The 25,121-nt window shown below is 64.9% G+C and carries 21 protein-coding genes; 17 read left to right on the top strand and 4 right to left on the bottom strand.

Annotated elements, in window-relative coordinates; all coding sequences use genetic code 11:
- Window positions 1-16: 16 nt before the first annotated feature.
- From I7X12_RS06585 to I7X12_RS06560, 6 genes are all read left to right on the top strand, one after another.
- Window positions 17-694 carry a helix-turn-helix domain-containing protein gene (locus I7X12_RS06585; RefSeq protein ID WP_198063051.1) on the top strand — a complete coding sequence of 226 codons (678 nt, stop codon included), beginning with the start codon at window positions 17-19 and terminating at the stop codon, window positions 692-694.
- Between the two features lie 78 nt (window positions 695-772).
- Window positions 773-1,558 carry a glucose 1-dehydrogenase gene (locus I7X12_RS06580; RefSeq protein ID WP_198063050.1) on the top strand — a complete coding sequence of 262 codons (786 nt, stop codon included), beginning with the start codon at window positions 773-775 and terminating at the stop codon, window positions 1,556-1,558.
- A gap of 21 nt (window positions 1,559-1,579) precedes the next feature.
- Window positions 1,580-2,821, top strand: a complete 1,242-nt coding sequence (locus I7X12_RS06575; protein ID WP_198063049.1) for an MFS transporter — start codon at window positions 1,580-1,582, stop codon at window positions 2,819-2,821.
- A gap of 31 nt (window positions 2,822-2,852) precedes the next feature.
- Window positions 2,853-3,233, top strand: coding sequence for a cupin domain-containing protein (locus I7X12_RS06570; RefSeq protein WP_198063048.1), 381 nt, complete (start codon window positions 2,853-2,855; stop codon window positions 3,231-3,233).
- Between the two features lie 490 nt (window positions 3,234-3,723).
- Window positions 3,724-5,586, top strand: a complete 1,863-nt coding sequence (locus I7X12_RS06565; RefSeq protein ID WP_198063047.1) for an ABC transporter ATP-binding protein — start codon at window positions 3,724-3,726, stop codon at window positions 5,584-5,586.
- Entirely contained in the window at window positions 5,583-7,460 is a 1,878-nt protein-coding gene (locus I7X12_RS06560; RefSeq protein WP_198063046.1) for an ABC transporter ATP-binding protein, read from the top strand. The genes I7X12_RS06565 and I7X12_RS06560 overlap by 4 nt, the downstream gene beginning before the upstream one ends.
- Before the next feature lie 367 nt (window positions 7,461-7,827).
- On the opposite strand, the gene I7X12_RS06555 is transcribed toward I7X12_RS06560, so the two are convergent.
- Together I7X12_RS06555 and I7X12_RS06550 are read right to left on the bottom strand one after the other, a co-directional pair.
- A complete protein-coding gene (locus I7X12_RS06555) occupies window positions 7,828-9,570 on the bottom strand; it encodes a transposase (RefSeq protein WP_198063045.1) in 1,743 nt (580 codons plus the stop codon).
- 306 nt (window positions 9,571-9,876) lie between these two features.
- Window positions 9,877-10,449: an HD domain-containing protein gene (locus I7X12_RS06550; RefSeq protein ID WP_198063044.1), complete on the bottom strand. Its 573-nt coding sequence runs from the start codon at window positions 10,447-10,449 to the stop codon at window positions 9,877-9,879.
- Between the two features lie 183 nt (window positions 10,450-10,632).
- Between I7X12_RS06550 and I7X12_RS06545 the strand changes: the two genes are divergently transcribed.
- Window positions 10,633-11,313 carry an HAD family hydrolase gene (locus tag I7X12_RS06545; RefSeq protein ID WP_198063043.1) on the top strand — a complete coding sequence of 227 codons (681 nt, stop codon included), beginning with the start codon at window positions 10,633-10,635 and terminating at the stop codon, window positions 11,311-11,313.
- 124 nt (window positions 11,314-11,437) lie between these two features.
- Here I7X12_RS06545 and I7X12_RS20855 read toward each other — a convergent pair whose 3' ends face one another.
- Window positions 11,438-11,959, bottom strand: a complete 522-nt coding sequence (locus I7X12_RS20855) for an NUDIX hydrolase (protein ID WP_198063042.1) — start codon at window positions 11,957-11,959, stop codon at window positions 11,438-11,440.
- A gap of 389 nt (window positions 11,960-12,348) precedes the next feature.
- On the opposite strand from I7X12_RS20855, the gene I7X12_RS06535 reads away from it, so the two are divergent.
- The 9 genes from I7X12_RS06535 to I7X12_RS06495 all read left to right on the top strand — a co-directional run bounded on the left by I7X12_RS06535 (window position 12,349) and on the right by I7X12_RS06495 (window position 23,035).
- Complete coding sequence (locus tag I7X12_RS06535; RefSeq protein ID WP_198063041.1) at window positions 12,349-12,969, top strand: histidine phosphatase family protein; 621 nt, start codon at window positions 12,349-12,351, stop codon at window positions 12,967-12,969.
- A 589-nt stretch (window positions 12,970-13,558) separates the two neighbouring features.
- Window positions 13,559-14,812 carry a hypothetical protein gene (locus I7X12_RS06530; RefSeq protein ID WP_198063040.1) on the top strand — a complete coding sequence of 418 codons (1,254 nt, stop codon included), beginning with the start codon at window positions 13,559-13,561 and terminating at the stop codon, window positions 14,810-14,812.
- Between the two features lie 410 nt (window positions 14,813-15,222).
- Window positions 15,223-16,566 (top strand): MFS transporter, encoded by a 1,344-nt coding sequence (locus I7X12_RS06525; protein ID WP_198063039.1) that lies wholly within the window; start codon window positions 15,223-15,225, stop codon window positions 16,564-16,566.
- Window positions 16,567-16,633: 67 nt separating this feature from the next.
- Window positions 16,634-17,056: a DUF2267 domain-containing protein gene (locus I7X12_RS06520; protein WP_198063038.1), complete on the top strand. Its 423-nt coding sequence runs from the start codon at window positions 16,634-16,636 to the stop codon at window positions 17,054-17,056.
- 259 nt (window positions 17,057-17,315) lie between these two features.
- Window positions 17,316-17,612 (top strand): DUF7562 family protein, encoded by a 297-nt coding sequence (locus I7X12_RS06515; RefSeq protein WP_198063037.1) that lies wholly within the window; start codon window positions 17,316-17,318, stop codon window positions 17,610-17,612.
- A 263-nt stretch (window positions 17,613-17,875) separates the two neighbouring features.
- On the top strand, window positions 17,876-19,189 hold the full coding sequence (locus I7X12_RS06510; protein ID WP_198063036.1) for an RNB domain-containing ribonuclease: 1,314 nt from the start codon (window positions 17,876-17,878) through the stop codon (window positions 19,187-19,189).
- A 183-nt stretch (window positions 19,190-19,372) separates the two neighbouring features.
- The gene (locus I7X12_RS06505; protein WP_198063035.1) at window positions 19,373-21,382 is read left to right on the top strand and encodes a serine hydrolase domain-containing protein; all 2,010 of its coding nucleotides are present in this window, start codon (window positions 19,373-19,375) and stop codon (window positions 21,380-21,382) included.
- A 214-nt stretch (window positions 21,383-21,596) separates the two neighbouring features.
- Entirely contained in the window at window positions 21,597-21,827 is a 231-nt protein-coding gene (locus tag I7X12_RS06500; protein ID WP_198063034.1) for a hypothetical protein, read from the top strand.
- Window positions 21,828-22,048: 221 nt separating this feature from the next.
- Window positions 22,049-23,035 (top strand): phytoene/squalene synthase family protein, encoded by a 987-nt coding sequence (locus I7X12_RS06495; RefSeq protein ID WP_198063033.1) that lies wholly within the window; start codon window positions 22,049-22,051, stop codon window positions 23,033-23,035.
- Window positions 23,036-23,157: 122 nt separating this feature from the next.
- On the opposite strand, the gene I7X12_RS06490 is transcribed toward I7X12_RS06495, so the two are convergent.
- Window positions 23,158-23,748: a 50S ribosomal protein L15e gene (locus I7X12_RS06490; RefSeq protein WP_198063032.1), complete on the bottom strand. Its 591-nt coding sequence runs from the start codon at window positions 23,746-23,748 to the stop codon at window positions 23,158-23,160.
- Between the two features lie 234 nt (window positions 23,749-23,982).
- On the opposite strand from I7X12_RS06490, the gene I7X12_RS06485 reads away from it, so the two are divergent.
- Window positions 23,983-25,053, top strand: a complete 1,071-nt coding sequence (locus I7X12_RS06485; RefSeq protein WP_198063031.1) for a TrmB family transcriptional regulator — start codon at window positions 23,983-23,985, stop codon at window positions 25,051-25,053.
- The last annotated feature ends 68 nt before the right edge of the window (window positions 25,054-25,121 follow it).

Genomic DNA, 25,121 nt, shown 5'->3' with positions numbered 1-25,121 from the left:
GGCGAACGCTCGCCCGATGACCGTCACGACCGAATTTCTCATCCGTTCGCCCCATCTCCCGTTCGTCGGTCTCGCCGAGTCGCTCGACTCCGGGCAGTTCGAGTGCGTCCACGGGCTCTGTCTCGAACACGACGCCCGCGTGTTCGTCGTCTATCTCGAACCGGACGAGAGCGTCACCGAGGACGACCTCCTGGCGTTCGACGAGGTGGTCGAGGTCACGTCGCTGGGACGGGCCAGCGGAAAAGACGTCTATCAGGTCACCATCGAACTGGCCGATGTCGTCTCGGAGGCGTTCTCCCCCGAGCGGTTCACCGCCACCCAGATGGAGCCGACGGTCGTCACGCCGGAGGGCTGGTACGAGAAGAAGCTCTTCCAGCACTACGAGGCGTTCAACGGGATGCGCGCCCGCTGCGAGGAGTACGGCATCGATATCGACCTGATCTCGATCGCCCAGAACCCTTCCGAGGACGACGAGTCCTCGCAGTACGGACTGACCGACCGCCAGCACGAGGCGCTCACCCTCGCCATCAGCCGCGGCTACTACGAGAGCCCGCGACAGGCCAGCACCGAGGAACTGGCCGAGGAGATGGGTATCTCCCAGCCGTCCATGTCGAGCCTGCTCCGAAGGGGCGAGCGGCAACTGCTCACGTCGACGCTCGGGACGGAACCCGACTTAAACACGCTTTCCAGCTAGCATCACGCTCAGGGCGGTCGGCCCGAAAGGGTGCCTACATGAACGCTGCAGCGGCGCTGAAAGTCACGGTGAAACTCGATGACTGAACGGGAGTTTCCGACGCCACAGGGCGAGTACTTCGATTTCGAGGACGAGGTCGCGTTCGTCTCCGGCGCGGCGGGCGGCATCGGTCGCGCGGTGGCGCTGGCGTTCGCCCAGCAGGGCGCCGCCGTCGCCGTCGCCGACATCGACGAGGACGGCAACGAGGAGACGGCCGAGCGGATCGAGGAACTGGGCAGCGACGCCCTCGCCGTTACGTGCGACCTGCGCGAGGCCGACGAGGTGCGGGCGGCGGTCGAGGCGACGGTCGCGGAGTTCGGCCGGCTCGACTACGCCTGCAACAACGCCGGCGTCGAGCAGGACGCGGTGAAGGCCGCGGACCTGTCGATCGAAGCGTGGGACCGCATCCTCGACACCGACCTGCGCGGCGTCTTCCTCTCGATGAAGTACCAGATCCCGCACGTCCGCGAGGCGGGCGGAGCGATCGTCAACGTCTCCTCGGGCGCCGGGGTCAGGGGCTTCCCCGAAGTCGCCTACACCGCCGCGAAACACGGCGTCGTCGGGCTCACGAAGTCGGCGGCGCTCGAATACGCCGACACCGAGCTCCGTATCAACGCCGTCTGTCCCGGCATCGTCGACACGTCGATGATGGACCGCGTCACCGACAACAGGGAGGGCGGCCGCGAGGCGGCGGTCGACCAGGAGCCGATCGGACGGATGGGCGACCCCGAGGAGATCGCCAACGCCGTCGTCTGGCTGTGCTCGGACGCCGCGTCGTTCGTCCTCGGCCACCCCCTGGTCGTCGACGGAGGCCAGACGGTATGAGCGGGTCCGAGACCTCGAATCGTGACGACTGACGCGTCCGACGCGCACGAAGCGGCCCTCGACTCCGCGCGGAGCTGGCTGCTCGTCGCGCTGGGCGTCTCCATGCTCACGACCATCTGGGGCGTCATCTTCACGTTCACCGTCTACGTGGGCCAGCTCTCGACCGCGTTCGGTCTCACCGACCTGCAGGCCTCCTCGGTGTTCTCGATCACGACCGCGGTGTTCCTGATCTCGGGCGGCGTCTTCGGCGTCGTCGCCGCCAGATTCCCGCTGCGGTCGGTCGTCGCCGTCGCCGGCGTCGGCCTTGCGGTCGCCGCCGCCGGACTCGGCGCCGTCGACTCGTACGTCGGCGTCGTCGCCGCGTTCGCGCTGCTCGGGACGGCCGGCGGCACGGCCTTCATCGTCGTCGTCTCGCTCGTCCCGCAGTGGTTCGACGCCCACGAGGGCACGGCGATGGGCATCACGATGGCGGGCAACGGCCTCGGCGTGCTGACGATCCCGTTCGCGTGGCTCTGGCTGTTCGAGCGGGTGGACTTCCGCACCGCCTTCGCCGTCGTCGCCGGCGCGGCCGCCGTCGTCGTCCTCCTGTCGAGTCTCGTCTTCCGGCGGCCCCCGGGACACTCGGAGTCGACGGGCACCGTCGGCCTCGACTGGCTGCGCGGCCGACTCACCGACAGGGACTTCGTCGGCGCGGCGCTCGGCTACGGCCTGCTGTGGGGCTGGTACTACGTCCTCTCGTCACAACTGGTCGACATCCTCACGACGAACGGCATCGACGCCGCCGTCGCCGCCGGCGCGTTCGGCCTCGTCGGCGGCGTCAGCATCTTCGCTCGCGTCGGCGGCGGCTTCGTCGGCGACCGCCTCGGACCGCGCACCGTGTTCGCGGCCTGCGTGGCGCTTGCCGCGGCGTGCGTCCTCGTGCTCCCGGCAGTCGGGTCGCGACCCGCGCTGTACGCCGTGCTGGTCGGGTTCGGCATCGGCAACGGGACGCTTGCCGCGCTCTGGTCACCGATCGTGCTCACGCGATTCGGCGCCGACAACGCGACGGCGACCGTCGGCCTCCTCAACACCTCGACGGCCGGCGCGGCCTTCCTCTCGCCGCTCGCCATCAGCGCGCTCCGCGGCGTCACGGGCGGGTACAGCGTCCCGCTGACCATCCTGGCTATCGTCACCGTGGTCGGCGTCGGCCTGTTCTACTGGGGGACCGCCCCCGAAAGCGAACAGGGTGTACTTGAACGGGCTTTCAGCATAGCATCGGACTGAAGGACGAAACGGCCCAAGTTCTGTCCGAACCATGGACGTTACCAGTCTGGACTCGGCCGACAGCGAGGAGACGGACCACCCGGTACAGGTCGGAACACCGCTGCTCTCGGAGGGTATCGAGAGCGCGTTCGACGGGACCAGCGTCAACGCCGCCGAAGTGACCTTCCGCCCCGGCGAGCGCACCAAGTTCCACGCCCACGCGGGCGTCCAGATCCTCTACGTCACGGAGGGCACCGGCATGATCGGCAACCGCGAAGGCGAACGCGAGGTCTCGGAAGGCGACCTGGTCGTCTTCGAACCCGGTGAGGAGCACTGGCACGGGACGGGCGAAGACGCCGACGAGCCGTTCAGCCACGTCTACTTCCTCGCCGAGCCCGAGGACGGCGAACTCGCGATCCAGGAAGCGCCCTGAACGGGGCTCACCAGGCTCGGTTACACTGGGATGGTATTCTCGAAGACCTGTCTCGGGTGCGTGAGCTTCGGCTCCAAGAAGTGAAACGAGTGGGCGCGCCGAGCGCCGGAGAGCCACGAGATCCTCGAGCGGGCGACCGATCGCACTCGGACCGATAGTCGGCTCGGCCGATACTGTGCAGCGACGGACATGTCGAAACTCTACACATCTTAGATCCCCAAAATTTAAATCCCACACCATTGTTCATCGCGGTATGATGTCTGCTACCGGACTCGGACCCGTGCTCTGGCACGGATCTACGGTAGCGGACAGTGCTCTGGCGTAACCCGGTCGGGCTTCACCCGCCGGCCGCGCCGGGACGCTCCCTCGCTCCGTCGTTCGAATCGTCGTTTCACCGACTTCCACCACCGATACGGATGTCGACACACACGCCACTGCGAGCACAGCCCGGCGCCGGTCGGTCCGGCCCGAACCACGCGCAGGTGAATCGATGAGCACGAGCGAGAACCCGCTCGTGAAGCTCCTCCGGGAGTACGCCCGCCCGGAGGCGGCGAACTTCGGACTCGGGCTCCTCGCGCTGTTGCTCGCTCGGATCCCCCAGCGCGCCCCGGCGTTCGTCATCGGCGTCGCCTTCGACGCCGTCCTCCTGAGCGACCGGGCGTACAGCCTGCCCCTCGTCCCCGACGCGTGGATCCCGGCGGGGCAGGTCGCGCAACTCTGGCTGACGGCGGGGGTTCTCGCGGCCGCGTTCGTCGCGCAGAACGGGCTCGACTGGCTCTCCTCGTGGTTCCAGAACCGGGGAAACGTCGCGATGACCCACGACCTGCGCACGGACGCCTACGACGCCGCGACGGACCTGCGGATGCGCTACTACGACGACTCTCAGAGCGGCGACGTGATGAGCATCGTCCACAACGACACGGAGAACTTCGGCGGTATCGTCGGCGCCGTCTACAGCGCCACGAACCGCGTCGCGCAGGTCGTGGTCGCGTTCGCCCTGATGGCGCTGCTGAACTGGCAGCTAGCGCTCGTACTCGCCGTCATCCCCGTGTTCGTCGCGGTCGCCAGTCGCGTCTACGCCCGGATGCTGCAACCGCGCCACGAAGCCGTCCGCGAGACCGTCGGTGAGCTGAACGCCCGCCTGGAGGACTCGCTGAACGGCGTTCGCACGGTGAAAGCGTTCACCCGCGAGGAGTTCGAGCGCGAACGCGTCGCCGAAACGTCGAAGCGATACAGGAAGAACAACTGGGAGACCATCCGTCTGCGCCTGGGCTTCGACCTCGTGACGTGGATGTCGAACAACGTCCTCGGGAAGGTCGTCTTCCTCCTCGGCGGCTACTGGGTCGTCGCCGGCCCGCCCGCGTTCTTCTCGGGCACGTTCACTGCGGGCGCCCTCCTGACGTTCATGCTGTACTCGCGAGGGTTCCTGGAACCGGTCAAAGACCTCGCCGTCGACACCGTCGACGCCTACGAGGACGCGCTCGCGTCCTCCAAGCGTATCGACGGTCTCCTCTCGGATCCGGCGCGTCGCGTCGGGTCCGACGAGGGCGACGAACTGACAGTCACCGAGGGCCGCGTCGAGTTCGACGACGTGACTTTCGCCTACGAGGGCGCCGACGAGTCCACCGTCGAAAACGTCTCGTTCACGGCCGAACCGGGCGAACTCGTCGGCGTCGTCGGCTCCACTGGCGCCGGCAAGTCGACGCTCGTCAAGCTCCTCTTTCGCTTCTACGAGCCCGACAGCGGAACGATCCGAATCGACGGGCAAGACGTCCAGGACGTGAGCCTGCGGAGCCTGCGCCGGCAGCTGGGCTACGTCTCGCAGGACCCGCAGCTGTTCGACGGGACGATCGCCGAGAACATCGCGTACGCCGCCGAGGACCGCTTCGATACGGACGAACCGGCCGACGGAATCGTCCGCGCGGCGACGCTCGCGGGCGCACACGAGTTCGTCGCGCGACTCCCGGAGGGGTACGACACGGCGGTCGGCGAGCGCGGCGTGAAGCTCTCCGGCGGGCAGCGCCAGCGTGTCGCCATCGCGCGAGCCCTGTTGCGCGAACCGAAACTCCTCGTCCTCGACGAGGCGACCAGCCACGTCGACAACGAGACGGAAGTGCAGATACAGCGCTCGCTCGAATCGATGGCCGGCGAGCGCACGACGTTCGCCATCGCCCACCGGCTCTCGACGGTTCGGGACGCGGACCGGATCCTCGTCGTCGACGACGGCGCCATCGCGGCCGAAGGCACCCACGAGGAACTCCTCGAACGGGACGACCGCTACGCCGACCTCTGGAAGGTGCAAGTCGGGGACATCGACGCCGTCTCCGAGGAGTTCGTGGAGGTGAGCCGATGAGCGAGCCGGACCTCGCCGAGGAGTCCGACGTGGAGTACCCCTTCTTCTACGTCATCCGGCACGCCGGCCGCCACCATCTGGGGTTGTTCGCCGCGGCCGTGTTGTTGACGATCGTCGCGGCGGTGAACAGCAACCTCTCGGTGTACGTCATCGGCGTCGGCTTCGACAGCGTGTTCAGTTCCCAGCCGCTGACGGTCCCGCTCGTGCCCGACACGTGGGTGCCCACGAGCACCGAGGGGCAACTCTGGTTCGTCGGCGGCTTCTTGACCGTCAGCGGTACCGTGGGCGTCTTCGTGGCTATCGGCAAGAACGTCCTCTGGGAGCTGTTCGGCCAGCGCGTCGTCGACGACGTCCGCGTCCAGACGTTCGATTCCGCACAGCACCAGGAGCTCGCGTTCTTCGACACGCACCAGACCGGCGACGTGATGAGCGCGCTCAACGACGACGTGAACACGCTGGAACGCGGGCTGTCGAAGAGCGCACGCTGGGCGGTGGGCACGTCGGTCACCCTCCTCAGCGCGCTGGCCTTTATGGCCTACCTGAACTGGCAACTCACGGCCGTCGTGTTCCTGCTGCTCCCCATCCTGGCTGCCATCAACATCCACTTCTCGCGGGCGCTGAGCGATCTCTATCCGCCGATCCAGCGCGCCGAGGGGCGACTCAACGCCCGGATGGAGTCCACGCTCGGCGGGATGGACGTGGTGAAGGCCAACGCCGCGGAGGGCGTCGAGCGGGAGCGGTTCACGGGGCGCTCCGGAGATCTCCGAGACAAATCCTGGACCGGCACACGCAAGCGGATCCAGCAGACCCCGCTCGTACAGGGCGTGACCGGCCTCGTGCTCGTCGTCGTGATGATAGTCGGCGGCCTGTGGGTCATCGACGGCCCGCCGCTGTTTTTCACGGGAACGCTCACGGTCGGTCAACTCGTGCCGTTCCTGTTCTACATGCGGAACATGGAGGGTGGCATCGAGTTCCTCTCGGCGCTCGTCGGCATCTATCAGTGGGTGAACTCGTCGGCCGCGCGTATCGTCGGTGTGCGCAACGCCGACGACCGCGTCACAGAGGACACCGACGCCCAGCCGGTCGAACGGGTCGACGGTGACGTGGCCTACGAGGACGTAACCTTCTCCTACCCCGGCACCGACGAGGCGGTCGTCGATTCGGTCTCGTTCGACGTCGAGCCCGGTGAAACGGTCGGTATCGTCGGTTCGACCGGCGCCGGGAAGTCGACGCTGATCAAGCTCCTGTTGCGCTTCTACGAGCCCGACGACGGCGTGATCCGCCTCGACGGTCGCGACGTCACCGACGTTTCGCGACAGGACCTCCGGGCGGCCGTCGGCTACGTCGACCAGGAGTCGTTCCTCTTCGACGGGACGGTGGCGGAGAACGTCGCCTACGGCGAGGAAGGGGTGAGCCACGAGGAGGTCGTCGCGGCGGCGAGAGAGGCCGGCGCCCACGAGTTCGTCGCGGATCTGGAGGACGGCTACGAGACACACGTGGGCCAGCGCGGCGTGAAACTCTCGGGCGGCCAGCGCCAGCGCGTCGCGATCGCGCGGGCGCTGGTCCGGGACCCCTCGGTGTTGGTCTTCGACGAAGCCACCAGTCACGTCGACAACGAGACGGAGGTGCTCATCCGGCGGAACCTGGCGGAGATCACGGCCGACCGGACGACCTTCGTCATCGCCCACCGGCTCTCGACGGTGCGGGACGCCGACCGCATCCTCGTCCTCGACGACGGACAGCTGGTCGAGGAGGGGACGCACGACGAGCTGCTCGCCGAGGACGGGACCTACGCCGACCTCTGGCGCGTCCAGGTCGGAGAAGTAGACCAGCTTCCCGACGAGTTCCTCGAACGGGTGGGGGCCGACGACTAGCGAGGCGGCATCGGCTACCGTGACCGGTGCCCCTCCATCCCCGAGGGCACGATATTCGGCGGGAAGCAGCGAGAGAGCGTCTGCCCGCAGGGCCTGTCGTCGTTCTCCGGCCCCCTTCTGAACGGTCGATCTTCGGATACGACCGGGCCTTGGCGTCGAAGAATCCGAGATCCGTCCCCGATCCAGCCAAAATCGCGCATCTCACTCGCTGTACCGGACGTAGCCGGATCCTCAGGACTCCTCAATCGAGACCCGTGGAAAACTAAGCGCGTGAAATAAAGTCGTGCTCTCAGTTGTCCGTCCAGACTCACAGCATGGAAAGCTCTATTCTTTTACTAGAGTTCTAGAAAACCGAAGGGTCCGCCGTTCAATCTTCGGTAAATGATGTAGCGAAGTCAACGAACTCCCCGGCTCGAAGGACGCGATCTTCGTGGTCGAATCGACCGAATAATTCCATTTGCGTCCAGTAGTCGGCCAACCGCCAAGCGTTCTGCATGGCACATCCGAAGGCGAAGTAAAACAGCCGACTCGCATAGCGGTGGGTTCGAATATCGGGCCAGAACTCCTGGCGGACAACCTGATATTCGGACTCTATTTGCCACCGACTACTGTATCGGGTGACGTACTCTTCAGCCGTATCCTCGGCTATCCACGGATTCGTAGTCCGGAACACCGACGTGCGTACGTTCTCGCGTGTCGAGGGCACATACAATTCGTTCACCACGTCAGGGTCGAAGTCCCAACCATTCTCTTCGACCGTCGTTTCGAGGATAAACGACGGGACATCCACGTCAATATCAACGATCTCCATGTGCCAGCAGTGCGCCTTCTGATACTTGTTCTTCCGTAGCGGCGTCAGCAGTTCGAGATTTCGATTCATTGCCGTCGCCAGGACTTGGTAACCATCGAACGCGCGGTCAGCCACCAAGAACTCGGGTGATCCGTACGTTTCGGCCTGTTCGAGGAGATCCTGGACCATCACGTGCTTGTGGGTTGTCTCGCCACCCCACTCCGATGCGGCAGTCATTCGATACAGGCCAAGCACAATCGGGAGCGAGGCTTCCCGCGTGGTCGTGACGGTACCATATTTCAATGCGTATGGCGAGTCGTGACTCGGAGCCATTCCGTGGACGACTTCGGCCATCCGGTCGTTCGGGTCGGGCTCGCCGTAATAGTCCGAGACGGTTTCGTCAATGGCGAGTCGGAGATTGTCGGGAAACAGGTCCTCATTTTCGTCCCGGAGTTCATCGACGACAGCACTCACCGAGTCGTGGAACGCGTCGAGCACGTCTTCTTCACCGTAGCGCTTGATGATATCACGGAAGCGCGTTGCTGCGGTTCCTCGGCCTGTGTTCCGTTGGAAGCGCCGCGGTCCTTGGTCGGCGGATGAATCAACCATGCCCATGTAGAGCAGCTGGCAAAGGTGCTCGAAATCGCTCCGTCCACATTTCCAGTTTGGGAAGACGAGTTCACACGCCCGGTCCGACGCTCGTTCCTTAATTGCGTCCGGATCGATATTCGTCTCACCATCGCCATCGAACTCCCGGTCGGGGTGCTCTTCGATGAACTTCCAGTGCGTCCCGTGAGAGTGACCCGTCCGGATCGCTTTGTCCGTAAACTGCCGAAGGAATCGGCGTAATTCGAAATCGAAGCGCCGATCCTTCGCATTACCCGGTGTCGGGTGGCTGATCGGATTCTCCATCCCGATCATCTCTCGGAACCACGTATATTCGGATTTGGCAGCAAAGTCGCGGGCGCTCATGCCCGTGGCTTCGATGAACATTACAACTCGGATGGCCGTTTCGAAGTCTAACGTGCGTGAACGAACGCGTTGGATCTGGTCCTCGAAGGCGTGGTCCGGGAGTGGCGTCTCCGAAACCGCCTTCTGGAAGTTCTGGCCGGCTGCAAGACGTGAGTCCAGGTAGTCGATGTAATGCTCGATGAGCGCCGGTACCGGCGACGTGTATGGCTCTGGTGTCCTATCTGGTTCTGGATACGTGAAGTCGGAGAGTTGGTGCTGCGAGCTGCATCTCTTGTCATAAACCTCGCTGAAGGACTTGGACTCTCCAATATCCCAATACTCTTCAGAATCTTCGTCGTCCCCCGACACGTTTCTCCCTATTTCTGAAACGCGAGATAAAAGAGTATCGAGGCAAATCCCCCACGAACCCGGTTTGTGCATCCTGTGAGATCAAATGCGTATACGATCTACAGGCAACTCAGATTGCCGTTTTGGTGGCTCTGTTGGAATCCCATTTCTTCGGCGTAATTTGGATGAAAAAGCCGAGTTGTAGAACTGCGAACTGATCACCGCTCTCCTCCCGCGACCCACGTCCAATACATCAGTAGACGGCGGCAAAACACCACTGCGTTAGCTAAGCTGTCCAACTTCGTCGAACGATCCAACGGGGCAGTACTAGTCCGTCTCCACGTCAACTCGGTCTCTCACGAGGTCATATTGCTCTTTTAGATCCCGATAGATTAGTTCGTCTCCGATGTACGGTTCAGAGTTCTCGATGAAGAATTCCATCTTCTCTATCACATTCCGTCGTAGTTCTTCCGAGTCGCCTTTGTGGTAGTAGTTACTGTTGTCGAGAGTATCTGCAGCCTTGATGAGCACCGGTTCTCTCCCCATTTCGAAGCAGCGGTTCAGCGTATCCTTGTATCGCTCCGTATAGTCCTCTATCTCGCTATCGAAACTGGTAGCCTCCACGATGTCAGAGACTTCCTCCCCGAACTCCGACGCGATGTCCTCTTTCTTGACGGCCGTGTCCTCTATCAAATCGTGTAGAATGCTAGCGACAACGACACGTTCTTCGTACCCTCGATCGTACAGTTCCATTCCGACCCGAATGCTGTGGAGGATGACTGGCTTCGGGTTGTCGCCAGACTTCTGGAAGGAATTAACCAGATAGACGATCGCTCGCTCGATCTCTTCGTCCTCTTCTTTGTCCCTAATAAACTCCTCGTCCCAATCCAATTCACTCATATATGACTAGGTAATGAGGAGAGAGATTTAACATTTCGTGTATTGGAATAGAAGTGTGGAGGTCGGACCCCGCCTCCGTGAGGGTGTTGATCGCACCTCTTGGTCACTCGTCTGTAATAAACGATCCATCTTGTCAGTGAGAGCGACTCACTTATCTCAGTGGAATCTACAATTGAGAATAAGATGGACCAAATCGAGACAGTTCTATTTGACCTCGATAAGACGATTATCCGATTGAGCCTCTCGACCACGGAAGTTCTAGCCAGAACGTTCAACCACCTTGGTATCGAACAGCCCTTTTCCGCCGAGGAATACGCTACCGTTCGGAAACAATATGAATCTACTACATTCAGAAAACGTCAGCTACGTGAGAAATGCTTCGTAACCCTTCTCGAAACTGAAGGGTATCCCCCATCGGTCGGACAGAGGGCCGCTGCTACGTACTCTCGATTGCGAGAAACTGCGGGTATCGACTACCGACCCGGGGCACAATCTGTGATCAATCAACTGTCTGAACGCTATCCCATAGGGCTTGTGACGAACGGGCCAGAAGACGAACAACAGGCCAAGATCGAAGCAATCGGACTGGAGGAGTACCTAGATGTGGTCGTCTTCGCTGGCAACGATATTCCAGCCAAGCCACATAGCAGGGCATTTTCAGAGGCGCTATCACGACTAAATACATCGCCACAGAATGCAGTATTCGTGGGCGATTCAGTGGCAGAAGATGTTACAGGTGCTGCGGATGTCGGAATGACCACTGTCTGGCTCTCGAATGATGATCATCCATCTCCCGATACAAAGCCAGACTTTCGTATCCAGTCTCTTGGAGAGCTGCTACCACCACCTTGGGAAGATAGGTAGCGTGTGACGCTTCTGTGCGTTCGATTATTCACCCGTTCTATACTGGATGCCAGAAGTAATCGGATATTCTCTCAGAGAATCTACCTTTGGAATCGTTGGATCGATTGTTCTGCCTAGGCGTCACTCAGAGACTTCTGGCTTTTAGTATAGCAACCTCGTGTCGATGTTCATCTACCGAACGAATTCTTTCGCCCCGTTTCTCTAACAAGTCGGGGCAGCAGAATTCCACCTCTGCGATCTCGTTTTTCGGTCTCATTTGTCCGGTGACCTCGGACCGAGGCACAGCAAAGCAAATGGAGAGCAATGAACCGTCGTCTGGATCGTTCATGTGGAAGCCAGTGCGAATTAATTCGATTTGCTCGGAGCTTACACGCAAGTTCGTTTCTTTTTCGAGTTCGCGGACGGCCCCTTCCGCAGCGGATTCGTCTACCTCAACGAATCCACCGGGGACAGACCAAGGTCCGTTAGAAGTCCTGACAAAAACCGCTTTCTCGTCCTCATGGACAACTGTCCATGCTGTTGGGCGTGGACTTTGAAAAAACAATTCGCTACAATTCTGGCAATACCCCCGTTCACGGCCATCGTGGTGCTTCTCCTGTAACTCGCTGCCACAATCGGGACAGTAATTCGGAGGCTTCCTTACCATTATTTTAAGTTGACATAGCAGCCTTATTAAAACTATTCTCCTGCAGATCACTCCAATAAGATCTTGCGAAGCAGGTTGTTGACATCTTGGCTTGCGTTTTCTAGAGAGCACTCCCAAGGTCAGAACCTAATCCAAGCGATAACAGGTTACTTCGGTGAAATCAGAAGTGTGGAGGTCGGGCCCCGCCTCCGTGAGGGAGTTTGCTCGCATCTCTCGGTTACTCGTCTGTACTGACCGATTGCGGGAAGATGATTTCAAAGGAGAGTGGCTGAATCACCTCCTCAACGTGCCTGCGTACTCAATAATTGACGCTGAGGACTGATGCCTGTTACAGGAGAATAGCGGGACAAATCAGAATCCTCATAACGTCATTCGGTCTGTCAAAATTTATGGCAACTATCGTTGCAACCCGGCACGGTGAGACCACGTGGAATCGGAAGCAACGATTGCAAGGATGGGCACCCGCCCCACTTACCGACCTCGGTCGAGAGCAAGCCCACCAACTCGGCGCAGCCCTCACAGAGAACTATGATATCGACCGTGTTCTGTCGTCGGACCTTTATCGGACGGAGGAGACGGTAGAAATCCTGTTGGACCACTTCGATGCGCCCGTCACGTTTGAATCGGCGTGGCGCGAACGTGACATTGGCGTCTACCAGGGCTTACAGTTCGATGAGATGTCGGAGCGGTTCCCTGAGCACGATCTCGAAGAGACTGGCTCAGAAGCAGCACACAGACGAGCGGAAAGCGGTGAAAGTCTCATGGATGTTCACGATCGTGTCATTGAACAGTGGGAGACAACACTGGCCGAGTGTGAATCAAGCGAGACCATTCTCATCGTGACTCATGGTGGCCCCATCCGCCTGCTTCTTGGGAAACTGAAGGACATTGATATCGTCGAATCGATCATGGAACAGTCACAGGGGTACTGCTCAATTAACGAGTTCGAGTTCGACCATGAGACAGGTGCGGTGAGGATCGTTTCGGAGAACGATACCAGACACTGTTGAATCACCCCTCCTTCGCTGCGTGGCATGGCGATGGTACATCACCTCACGAGTAACCCCTGTAAGATCGGTAACCGGCTGGTCGTCTGATTGGCCAACACACTGTACTGACCGTCTATTTGGTGGCCGCCTTGAGTGTTTAGAACTATTTTCTGACACCCACAATCTTGGAGAAGAGAAGATTGTAGGACATCGGGAACACGAGGATCCGCCCTCTACCACCGGACGGGATAGTATGGAATCACCTCTAATTATTATAAGACAACTAGTAACTTGTTCCGAATGATGGCTACTAGACGCGTTTCTCTTGTTAGATACAATCCAGTATATTTATGAAACCAACTACTTTTCCATTACCTCAATTGATGACTCCTGGATCCTCCGCCCGTTCGATTCTATATCGCGGCATACGATTTATAGGTACCGTAGCCGAGTACGGAGTGCCGACTCGAACGCGGGCTGTGGCGTCGCTCCGGCGCGATCCGGCCGGCGAGCCGTTCGGTGGGCGAACGTCGGCCGGGAGGCCCCGGGCGAACGGCCACCGCGGAGCGCGACACCATCCTTTTTGTGCGAGCTCGCCAGTCGAGATCGCATGGCTGCGGCCGCCGGTGACCTGACGGAACCGCAGGTGCTCGCCCACACGAAGCGGCGGCTGTTCCCCGAGGACGGCGTCGATGCCTACGCCGTGGTCGACACGCAGTTCGCCCAGGAGCGGTGGGTCGACCGGGCGACGATCGACGAGGCGGTCCGCGAGGCGCTCGCGCCGTTCAACCACGTCCGGGTTGGCTCGGGCTACCCCGATCTCGTCGGCGTGCGCCCGCTCGACGACGAATTGCTGGCGGTCGACCGCCTCGGCGGCGAACCGCCGCTGATCGCCGTCGAAGCGAAGGGCTACGCGGGCGGCGGCGTCGACACCGAGCGCGGCATCGTCCAAGCCAGGGATCGGCTCGGCGAGGCCAACGTCGCCTTCCTCGCCGCACCCGCCACGGCGCTCTCTCAGACCGACCGTTCGCTCGCCAGAGAGTGCAACGTCGGCGTCCTCGCGGTCGAGAACGACGGTGCAGTCCGAACGCTCGAACGCCCGCGGGTCGTCGGCAACCGCACCGCCGACGCGGCCACCTCGATCCGCTTCCAGGCCAGCACCCAGGGCGTCGCCGGCAAGAACTTCGGGCTCAACCACCCCAAGAACTACCTCGCCTACCCCCTCGCCGTTGCCCACGAGCGCGACACCGAGACCGTCCTCGCCGAGCGGGTCGTCGGCGCGACCGACGCCGCCCGCGTCGGCGCCGAGTTCTTGAACCTCGTCGCCGTCGAGCCCAACTGGACGACGCTGACGGCGCTCGGGAGGGAAGTCGTTCGCTTCGCGCTCGCCGAGTGCGGCAGCGTCGACGCCGCACTCGACACCTTCGAGGACTGGAAGCGCTCGCGAAAACGCTTCTGCGAGGTCGCCCCGAAGTGGGGACAGCTCGCCCGCCGCGTCGTCTACGCCTACCCCGCGACCGAACTGCTCGTGACCGAACTCCAGTCGCTGCACGACGACGGCGAGCGCCGGCCGACGCTCCGGGCGTTCGTCGAGTACCTCCACGAACTGCACCCCACCTTCACCGTCGAACTGTTCCTCCGCGGCGACGAGGGCGTCCGGGAGCGGGCGCTGACCGAGGACGGCGACCTCCGGACGGAGGCGCTGGCCGACGGGAACGCCTATCACTCGCCGACTGTGTTCCAGCTGAAGGCGATGCTGTACCACGCCGGTGTCCTCACCGAGCGCGGCAGCGAACCCCACCGGCTCGACCCCCGCGAGGACCGGTGGGCGCTGCGTCACGACGTGGGACCGGTCCGCGGCTGACCGATCGCAGCCGCCCGACGCGGTCCGGAGGTCGTGGACTGGCCGTCTGGAATGCGGTCGGATACCACTCCGCCGTTAGTTCTATGTGGAAGCTTCCGCACGATCCGAACGACTTCTATGACCCGCCGGATCGTCGGTCGTCCGGTGTTCGACCCCGCCCCGCTCCACGCCGCGCGAGCGGCCCGATAGCTGCAGCACTCGGGTTCGCTTCGCTACATCTCGTAGCCGCAGTCGCTCCGTCGAACACACACGCACATGCCGACATCCGCCGAGCCCGCGGCCACCGGCCGGGGCTCGTCTACGCACGAATCGCGCCGACGACAGTCGCATCGCTCGCGGCCGCCGCGGTCGCTCGAACCATCCTCTGACCCGCTGACCGCCTCCGACTCGTCTCTGGGGGGTGGTCCCCGATGACCGCCGCGGCAGAGACGGCCGACGGGAGAGACACCGAGGCCGGCGCCGCCGAGACCACCGCGAAGCCGTCGCTGTGGCGCAACCGCGACTTCCGGCGCTTCTTCGCCGGGCAGTTCGTCACCAACGCCGGGGACAGCCTCTACACCGTCGCGGTGCTGTGGCTCGTCTTCGAACGGAGCGGGTCGACGGTCCTCACGGGCGTCGCCAACGCCGTCCTGTTGCTCCCGTGGCTCCTGCAGATCCTCGCCGGCCCGGTCGTCGACCGCCTCCCGCTGCGGCCCGTCCTCGTCGGGTCCCAGCTCGTGCAGGGCGTCGTCGTCCTCGCGCTGCCGCTGGCGGCGACGACGGGGAACCTGACCGTCGGCGTCCTGTTCGCCGTCATCCCGCTGTTGACGCTCGCGACGCTGCTGATGGCGCCGATGCAGGCGACGGTCGTCCCGCGGATCGTGCCAGACGAGCAGCTATCGGGGGCAAACTCCGCGCTCGCGACGGTCACGCTCGGACTGGACATGATATTCGACGCGCTCGGCGGCGCCTTCATCGCCGTCTTCGGCGCGACGGCGCTGTTCATCTTCGACGCGGGGACGTTCGCCCTGGCGGCCCTGCTGTTCGGCGGGATCGCACTGTCGCGGTCGGCGGACGGCGACCCCGGCGGAGAAACGGGTGGGGACGACGAGTCGATCCTCGGCTCGTACGTCGGGGACCTGCGCGATGGGATCGGCGTACTGCGCGGCACCGTCTTCGTCGAACTCGTCCTGACGACGGCGGTGGCGAACCTCGCGACGGGCGTGACCCTCGCCGTGCTCCCGGCCTACGGCGACGCGCTCGGCGGTCCAGCCGTCTACGGGGCACTGCTCGGCGCGCTCGGCGTCGGTCGGCTGGTCGGTTCGGTCGTCGCGCCGTACCTGGAGGGGGTCGCCTACGGCCGACTGCTGTTCGTCGGCAACGCCGCGGGGGCCGCGTGCTGGCTCGGCGCGGTGGTCGCGCCGTCGCCCGCGCTCACCGTCGTTATGTTCGGGCTCGCGTGGGTGCCCGCCGGCGCCAGCGGCGTGCTCACGTCGACGCTCAACCAGACCGTCTTCCCGACCGACCTGCTCGGTCGCGTCTCGACGATCAAGGGGACCGCCTCCGGCGCGACGCTTCCGCTCGGATCGCTGGTCGGCGGCGTCGTCGCGCAGGTGCTGGGCGCGACGATAACCGTCGGGCTGGCCGCGTTCGGGTTCGGCTTCACGGCGCTGTACCTGCTCGTCCGCCCACGACTCCGGCGGCTCCCGCCGGTCGCCGACGCCGACCCGGCCGCCTTCGGTGTGACGGTCGCGTCGGACTCCGAGGGGGAGTAACGAGGGCGGACCCGACACTTGCCGGTCGCGCGCTTTTGGGCCTGCTCGGCCTATCTCTCACGAAGCCATGAACTTCGACGAGTTCACCGGCACGGTCCAGCACCGACTCGAACTGCCCGGGACGGGGGAAGCCGTCCGTGCGACCCGTGCGACGCTGACGGCGCTCGGCGAGCGGATCCAGGCGGGAGAGGCGACCGATCTCGCCGCCCCGCTCCCGATGGAAGTGGACTTCTATCTCACCGGCGCCGTCACCGAACACGGCCAGCATTTCGACTGGAGCGAGTTCCTCGACCGCGTCGCCGAACGCGAGGGACAGACGGGACCGGACGACCGGGCCGACGTGGCTCACCACGCCCGAACGGTCGTCGCCGTCGTCGCCGAAGCGACGCCTGCGGGCGAGTTCGAGCAGGTTCGCGCACAACTGCCGGCCGACGAGGGCTGGGACACACTCTTCGAACTGGTCGACGGCGACGGCGCGGCGGCCGAGTGACCGGACGGCCGGCAGAGTGAGCGGGCGGCCGGCAGAGTGAGCGGGCGGCCGGCAGAGTGAGCGGGCGGCCGGCAGAGTGAGCGGGCGGCCGGCAGAGTGAGCGGGCGGCCGGCAGAGTGAGCGGGCGGCCGGCAGAGTGAGCGGGCGGCCGGCGACGGTCGGCCACGGCGGGTCCAGCGGGGGCGCGGCACTGGCCAACTTAATTCGGCCTCAGTGATCAGCGGTAAGCGCTAAGTGGGCGTCGTCCGAAGCCGGCAGTATGTGGCGCTCTTCCCAACGGGGCCGCGACGAGGTGACCTGTATCGCCTGCGGCGACTCGGTCGCCCGTTCGGAAGCCCGGGAGTACGACAAGTTCGGCGACCGCTGGGACCGGGAGGGCAAGGAGTTCGAACACCTCTGTAAGCCGTGCGACCGCGAGCGCTGTCACCAGCCCCGCGGCGAGCTCGAAGCCCTGCTCGAAGACGTGGAGTCGGCCGCCGCCGGCCGCGACCGTGACGCCTTCCTCGCGACCTACCTCGAGCTCGCCGAGCGGGCCGACTCCGTCGAAGAGCGGTAGCTCCCCGCCGGTCGCGCCGCGCCACGGCGGCTCGCTGCCTCTGTAGCTCGTTCCGTATTTGCGTTCGTTCGCTCGCTTCTCCGTGGTGCTCCCTTCGGTCGCACCACGCGGCTCGCGGGTCACTCCGTTCCCCGCTCGCGTTCTCGTGGCGTTCGCTTCGTCTGCTCACGGGTCGCTTCGCTCCCCGTTCGCATCGAGGGCTCGCTCCGCTCGCCCTCGCCCACCACAGAAAGCCTATCAGTACCCTCGTCATAGCCGGGGACATGACTACCGAGGACGAGCAGGCCCAGGCCGGCACGATCGAGGGTCAGGGCCCCGTCGAGATCGACGAGGAGATGGCCCGCCATCTCGAGAACAAACGCGAGGAACTGTTCGAGAAGTTCGAGATCCGCGACGAGTTCCCCGCCGAAGTGATGCGAGAAGCGGAAGAGCGGACCGAGGACGTCCAGCAGGAGATCCGCGACGAGGTGGACGAACGCCGCGACCTGCGCGAGATGACGACCTGGACGACCGACCCCATCGACGCCCAGGACTTCGACGACGCCATCTCCGTCGAGAAGCGCGACGACGAGTACGTCCTCTGGGTCCACATCGCCGACGTGTCCCACTACGTCGACCCCGACACCGCGATGTGGGAAGAGGCGGTCGAACGGGGCAACACCGTCTATCTCCCCGACTACACCATCCACATGCTGCCGCCGATCCTCGCCGAGACCGTCTGCTCCCTGGTCCCCAACGAGGACCGGCTGGCCCACACCGTCGAGATGCACTTGGATCCGGAGACGCTCTCCTACGAGGAGATCGACATCTACAAATCCGTCATCGAGTCCGACGCACGGCTCACCTACTCCGAGGCCGAGGAGATTTTAGACGACCCGGCGAGTGCCGACGACCTGCTCGAAGACACCGACGTCGACCTGGCCGAGAAGACCGAACTCGTCTGGGAACTCGCCGACCGGATGCACGAACAGCGCAAGGAGGACGGCTCGCTCGTCCTGAACCCGGCTCGCGATCGGGCCCACACCATCATCGAGGAGTGCATGCTCAAGGCCAACAAGGCCGTCACGCACGAACTCATGTGGGACCGCGGCGTCGAGGCGATGTACCGCGTTCACCCCCAGCCCTCCCCCCAGGAGTGGGACGAAGCGCTCCAGGAGATCCAGGATCTGGACGGCGTCTCGATCCCCGGCGAAGCGTGGGACGACCCCCGAAAGGCCGTCAACGCGACGCTCGAAGACGCGCCCGGCCGCCAGCTGAACAAGATCCAGCGGGCCGTGATGTTCGTGATGCCCCGCGCCAAGTACATGAGCGACCCCTTCGGCGGCCACCACGCGCTGAACTTCGAGATCTACGGCCACTTCACCTCGCCCATCCGTCGGCTGTCGGACCTCATCAACCACTGGATCGTCCACACCAACGACGTGCCCGAGGACCTCCAGGCGCTGTGCAAGCACGCCTCCGACCAGCAGAAAGACGCCGAGCAGTGCGAACGCGAGTACAAGCAGTTCCTCGAAGAGGTCGGCCTCGACGCCCACGCCGTCAACAACCGCGGGATCGAAGTGATCGAGTCCGAGTAGGACTCGATCGCTCGTCACGAGCGAAGCGAAGTGACGGTGTTATCGACGACGACGAGGCGTAACCGCCGAGCGAAGCGGTCCCGCCGCGTCGCCGTCGCGGACCGGGCGTCCGTCATGTCGAATCGAGAATAGAAAATCCCTACGCCAAATCTATTTCTCCCGACGGGCAGAACGGTCGTCCCGATGACACGGTCGCCTACCCGCCGCAGGTTCCTCGCCGGAGTCGCCGCCACCGCCGCAACGACGGGGGCGGCGGGCGTCGCTGCCGGCTCGCCCGCCACCGACCCCGCTGCCGACCCGCCGGACGCCGACCGCCGAGCAGTCCTGCAGGACGACGGGGGCACCGATATCGAATCGCTGCTCGACGACCTCGTCGAGTCGAGTCTGGAAGGCCAGACTGCCTCGGGCGCGACCGTCGCCGTCGTCGCCGACGGTGAGGTAGCGCTCACGAAGGGCTACGGCGTCGCCGACCGCGAGAGCGAGACACCCGTCGACCCCGCCGCCACGCCGTTTCGCGTCGGCTCGGTCTCGAAACCGGTCGTCGCGACGGCGCTGATGGCACGGATCCAGCAGGGGGACATCGACCCCCAGGCGCCCGTCTCGACGTATCTCGACGCGAGTCTCGACGACGCGGTCGGGTCGGTCACGCTCGCCGATCTGGTGACCCACCGCGCGGGGTTCGAGATGTCCAACGAGGGGCTGTGGATCACCGACCCCGACGACTTGCGGCCGCTCCCCGAGGCGCTCCGGACGTGGAGCCACGCCCGCGTCCGACCGCCCGGTGAGGCGCCCGCCTACTCGAACTACGGCTACGCCGTCGCGGGGAGTGTCCTCGGAACCGTCGTCGACGCGCCGTTTCACGAGGCTATCGCCGCCGACCTGTTCGACCCCCTGGGAATGACCGACAGCAGCTTCCGCCAGCCGCTCCCCGACTCGCTGGCCGAGGCCCACGCGACGGGCTACGGGCCCGCTGACACCTACACCGACGGGGAGTTCCCGTACGTCGGCATCCCGCCTGCAGGTGCGCTGTCGACGACGGCCGACGACATGGCGCGGTTCGTGCAGTTGCACCTGAACGACGGGGTCGTCGGCGGCGAGCAGGTGCTCGCTCCGGAGACGGTCGCGGCCTGCCAGCGCCAGTGGGCGACCGCCCACGAGCGGCTGCCGGGGATGGCCTTCGGGTTCGTCGAGAGCGAACACGGCGACGTCCGGACGCTCCGGCACAACGGCGGGACACCGGCGTTCTACAGCGACCTGTTGCTGGTCCCCGAGCGCGGACTCGGGCTGTTCGTCGCGTACAACGGCGCGGATGGCGGTTCGGCGGCCAGGGAGGTGCTGGAGGGGTTCCGGTCGGAGCTGTTGCCCGACCCGGGCTCAAACGCAGGTGACGACGGGACGCTCTCGCCCGACGGCCAGCCGACGCGGACCGACGACCTGGGCGGCACGTACCGCTCGCTGCGGCACTCTCGGAGCTGGCACGATCGGGTCACGACGACGCTCCAGGCCGACACCGTCGAGGTCAGCGTGGCCGACGACGGCGCGCTGGTCACGACCGGCGGGAGCGTGACGCGCCGGTGGGTCGAGATCGAACCGCTCGTCTTCGAACGCGTCGACGGGAGCGAACGGCTGGCCTTCGATACGGGGACCGACGGCGAGGCGATCGAGTATCTCCACCGCGGCGCGAACCCGACGACGGCGTACGGGCGCGTCGGAGGGGTCGACCGGCTCTCGCTGCACGCCGCGCTGACGGTGCTGTCGATTTTGGGGCTGCTGTCGGCGGTGTTCGGGTGGCCGACGGCCGCCGCGATCGGGTGGTTTCGGTCCGGCGACGACACCGATAGCGGTCTCGCCGCCGACCCTCGCCGGTGGCGCGACCGGCCGGCGGCGCTCGCGCGCGCCGTCGCCGCCGGGGCCGCCGTCGCGGTCCTCGTCTTCCCGGTCGCCGCGCTCGTTCACCTCGCCGCGGCGCCGTTCGCCGTGCTGTCGACACCCTCGCTGACGTTCGCGGCGCTGTTCGCCCTGCCGGTGCTGGGGCTGGCGGGCACCGTCGCGGCGCTCGGGTTCGCCGCTCGGGCCTGGACCGACGGGTACTGGGGCCGCTTCGGCCGGGTCCACTACGCGCTGGTCGCCGCGTCGCTCGCCGTCGCCTGCTGGCTGCTGTGGTACTGGAACCTGCTGGTTCCGCCGCTGTGACGGCGGTTCGACGACACCGGTCAGCCCTTCAGAGAACTGTCGAACGGCTCGTATCGGAACGCAACGACGGGTGTCGGGTTCTGCGTAGCCACGGAAATAATATCGAGATGTTTCCCTGCGGTTCAGAGACTGATCGAAGTGTGTTCGGAGACTCCATTCGACATAACATTTTAGTGTGGATCACTCCTACGTGTTAGCGAGAGGTGACGAACGAATGGCCACCAGCGACGGGGCTCGACGAACGCGGGAGCACAGCGCAGCAGGCAGCCGGCTCTCCCGATACGATCTCCTGTTGGTGGTGATACCCGCGGCGTTCCTGTTGGCGCTCGTGGGGTCGCTCGTCTCGGCGCTCCCCGCGAGCGTGTTCGTGGCGGGCGCGTCGGTGATCGGCGGGCTCGCCGTCGCGGACGGGCTGTTCGTCAATCCGCCCGGACGTGGCCGCTGACTCCCTCGGGAGCGGCGTTCGAATCGTCGCTGGTGGCGTCCCCGCAGGCGCCGACCGCGGGCAGTTCGCCGGACGTGGCCGTGCCTCCCCAACCAGTTTGGGTGGTTGCTTATTTAGTCTCTCTCGAACATACTATCACCAACGGTCTGCCGGCGCTCTGACCAGTAGTGGTCCCCGCGGTACCATGCGGGTTCTTACGACCGGCGACCCTCTATCAAACAATGCCAGCGAGCGACCAAGTCGATACGAGCAAGCAGATCCACAGGCGGACGGGCCGGACGTTCTACGCCGCCACGAAGCTTCTGCCCGAGCGGGTCCGGGAGACGACGTACGTCCTCTACGCGTTCTTCCGGATCGCCGACGAGGTGGTGGACCGAACGGACGACCCCGACCCCCAGGCCCAGCGACGCCGACTCGAAGCGATGCGGGCAGCTGCGCTGGGCGACCTCGACCCGGACGACGCGGCCGTTCTGACCGACGACGAGCGAGCGGTCCTCGACGCGTTTCGGTCGCTGGCCGACCGGACGGGCATCGAGGACCGCGAGGTCGAGGTGTTCGTCGACGCGATGGTCCAGGACATCGAGACGGCCCGCTACCCCGTCTACGAGGACTTAGAGGAGTACATGCGCGGGTCGTCGGTCGCCGTCGCGAACATGATGATGGCCGCGATGGAGATGCCCGACGAGGACCGCGAACAGGCCCAGTCTCACGCCGAGGCCCTGGCCGAAGCGTTCCAGCTGACGAACTTCCTGCGGGACGTGCGCGAGGACGTCCACGACTACGGACGGGTGTACGTGCCCGAGGAGACCCTGGCGCAGTTCGACGTCGAGGAGTCCGACCTCGCCGAGGCGAACGTCACCGACGGGTTCGTCGCCGCGATGCGCCACGAGCTCCAGCGGACCGAACGCCGCTACCGGGAAGGGGTCGCCGGCATCCGGATGCTCCCCGAGGACTGTCAGTTCGGCGTGCTCCTGGCGGCGGTGTTCTACGCGGAACACCACCGACTCATCCGCGCTCGCGACTACGACGTGCTGACCGAGACACCCCAACTCGGCCGGCTCCGACGCGGGTACCTGCTCGTGCGGACCTGGGTCCACTGGCGGCGCCACCGCGACCCCGAGGCGACCTTCTACGCGGTCAGCGCCGTCTCGCCCGGCGGCGAGGGCGACGGCGTCGAGACCGACGGCGTCGCCGGCCACGCCGCCTGAGGCGTCCCCGGTCGGCGCGCTCGCTCGCGATTTTCCCGTCTCTCTTTTCGCCGATAGCGACGGTCTGCCGATAGCGGCCGCTCCCGGGTCGAAGCGACGCGAAAAGCTGTGATCCGGTCCGACTACCGGCCGCGGTTCTCGTTGCTGGAGATGCTGGGGCGCGTGCGTTCGGTGCCCTTGCCGCGGTTGTTCAGACCGCGGTTGCGGCGGCCGGCGCTGGTGAGGCCGCGCAGCGCGCGGTCGGTGTGCTGGTCCTCACAGATCCACGAGAGGTCGTCGTCGTTCTCGATGGCGGGGTGCTCGGGGTCGACGAGGATCACTTCGAACCACTTCTGGCTGCCGTCCTGCCCGACCGAGTAGGAGTTGAGCACGCGGAGGTTCGGGTAGACGCGGGTGGTGCGCTCCTCGGCGACGCGCTGGAGGTTCTTGCGGCGCGTGATCCGCGTGACGCCCTGACGCTTCGACCGGCGACCGGCCGTGAAGCGCTGCTTGCGGGCGCCGCCCTTGCGAATGGACGCACGGACGACCACGATGCCCTGCTTGGCCTTGTAGCCCAGCGAGCGCGCGCGGTCGAGGCGCGTCGGGCGCTCGATGCGTTCGAGGGCGCCCTCCTGGCGCCAGTCCTGTTTGCGCTGCCACTGCAACTCCGCCAGCTTGCCGTCGTCCGGGTCCTTCCAGGCGTCCCGGATGTAGGTGTAGAAGCTCTTTGCCATGGGTGTTCACCGCCGGGCGTTGCGTGGTTCAACCGCCGTCGCCGGCGATCACATCCCGACCTGCACAGGCAGGCGCCCGCTGGTGCCCGACCGCCCAGCGAGTTACCCGTCGGTTCCCCGCTCGCACCCTTAAGCGATCCGAACTCGCGACGGTTCGGCGCCCGATCGTATCATATGGCTAACTGGTGTCATGCGAATATTATTGTACTGGTGTATTATATCCGCTTAAACACGATGGAACGGGACGAACTCCTGGGGGGACTGGAGGACGCGGGGTTGACCTCCTACCAGGCCGACGCGTATCTGACGCTGCTGGACATGGGGGTATCGCCGGCCGTGGACGTGGCCAGGAACTGCTCGGTCCCGGTCCCGCGGATCTACGACGTGCTGACCGAGCTGGAGCAGATGGGATACGTGGAGACGCTCGACCGAGAGACGCTGCACGCGCGGGCGAGGGAGCCCGCGGAGTTCGTTCAGGACCTCCACGAGAAGAGCGACCGGCTCTCGGCGGTCGCCGAGGAGATCGAGGACCGCTGGGAGGCGTCGCCGCTGGGGGACAACAAGATGAACGTGACCAAGCGGGTCGACACGGTCGTCGACCACGCCGAGGGGCTGATCCGCGAGGCCGACTCGACGGTCGACCTGGCGCTGACCGACGAGCAACTGGTCGCCTACGAGAGCGCGCTGACGGAGGCGTTCGAGTCGGACGTGATAGTGCGCGCGTCTGTCGTCCCGGCGGGGGAGGTGGGGATCGCGGACCACCCGGTCACCGACGTGATAACCGAGATCCGCGAGCGGCCGCTCCCCGGCCCGTTCTGCGCGCTCGTCGACCGAACGAAGGCCTGTCTCGCGCCGACGACGCGCATGCCCGAACCCTACGGTATCGTGATCGACGACGACATCATCCCCTTCATCTTCCGGTGGTACTTCCAGACCTGCCTCTGGGCGAACTGGGAGACGATTTCGCGCTGCCGGGGACGGTCGGCGGTGTACGTCTGTCTGGAGGAGTTCATCCGGGACGTCTACCCGCTGTGGTGGGACGACGCCGTCGTCTCCCTGACGGTCAGCGGGATGGAACCGGACTCCGGACGCGACCGAACGATCTCGGGCGTCCTCACCGACGTCCAGTACTCCGCCGACTCCGCGCGCACCGGACGGCGGCCCACGATGACCGACCTCTCCGGACAAGCGACGATCGTCCTCTGGACTCCCGAGGGCCGATACACGGTGGGCGGCTGGGGCGCGCTCCACGAGGACCTCGAGGTCAAGCGAGTCACCGTCGACGGCGTCGAGTGGCTCACGTGATCCACCTCTCCACTGTTTGGGCCGCTGAAAGGTCGTTTAATTATGTAATACGTAACCCTACGGCTTGG

Source organism: Halosimplex litoreum, from assembly GCF_016065055.1.
Classification (GTDB): domain Archaea; phylum Halobacteriota; class Halobacteria; order Halobacteriales; family Haloarculaceae; genus Halosimplex; species Halosimplex litoreum.
This window is presented reverse-complemented; position numbering and strand designations above follow the sequence as displayed.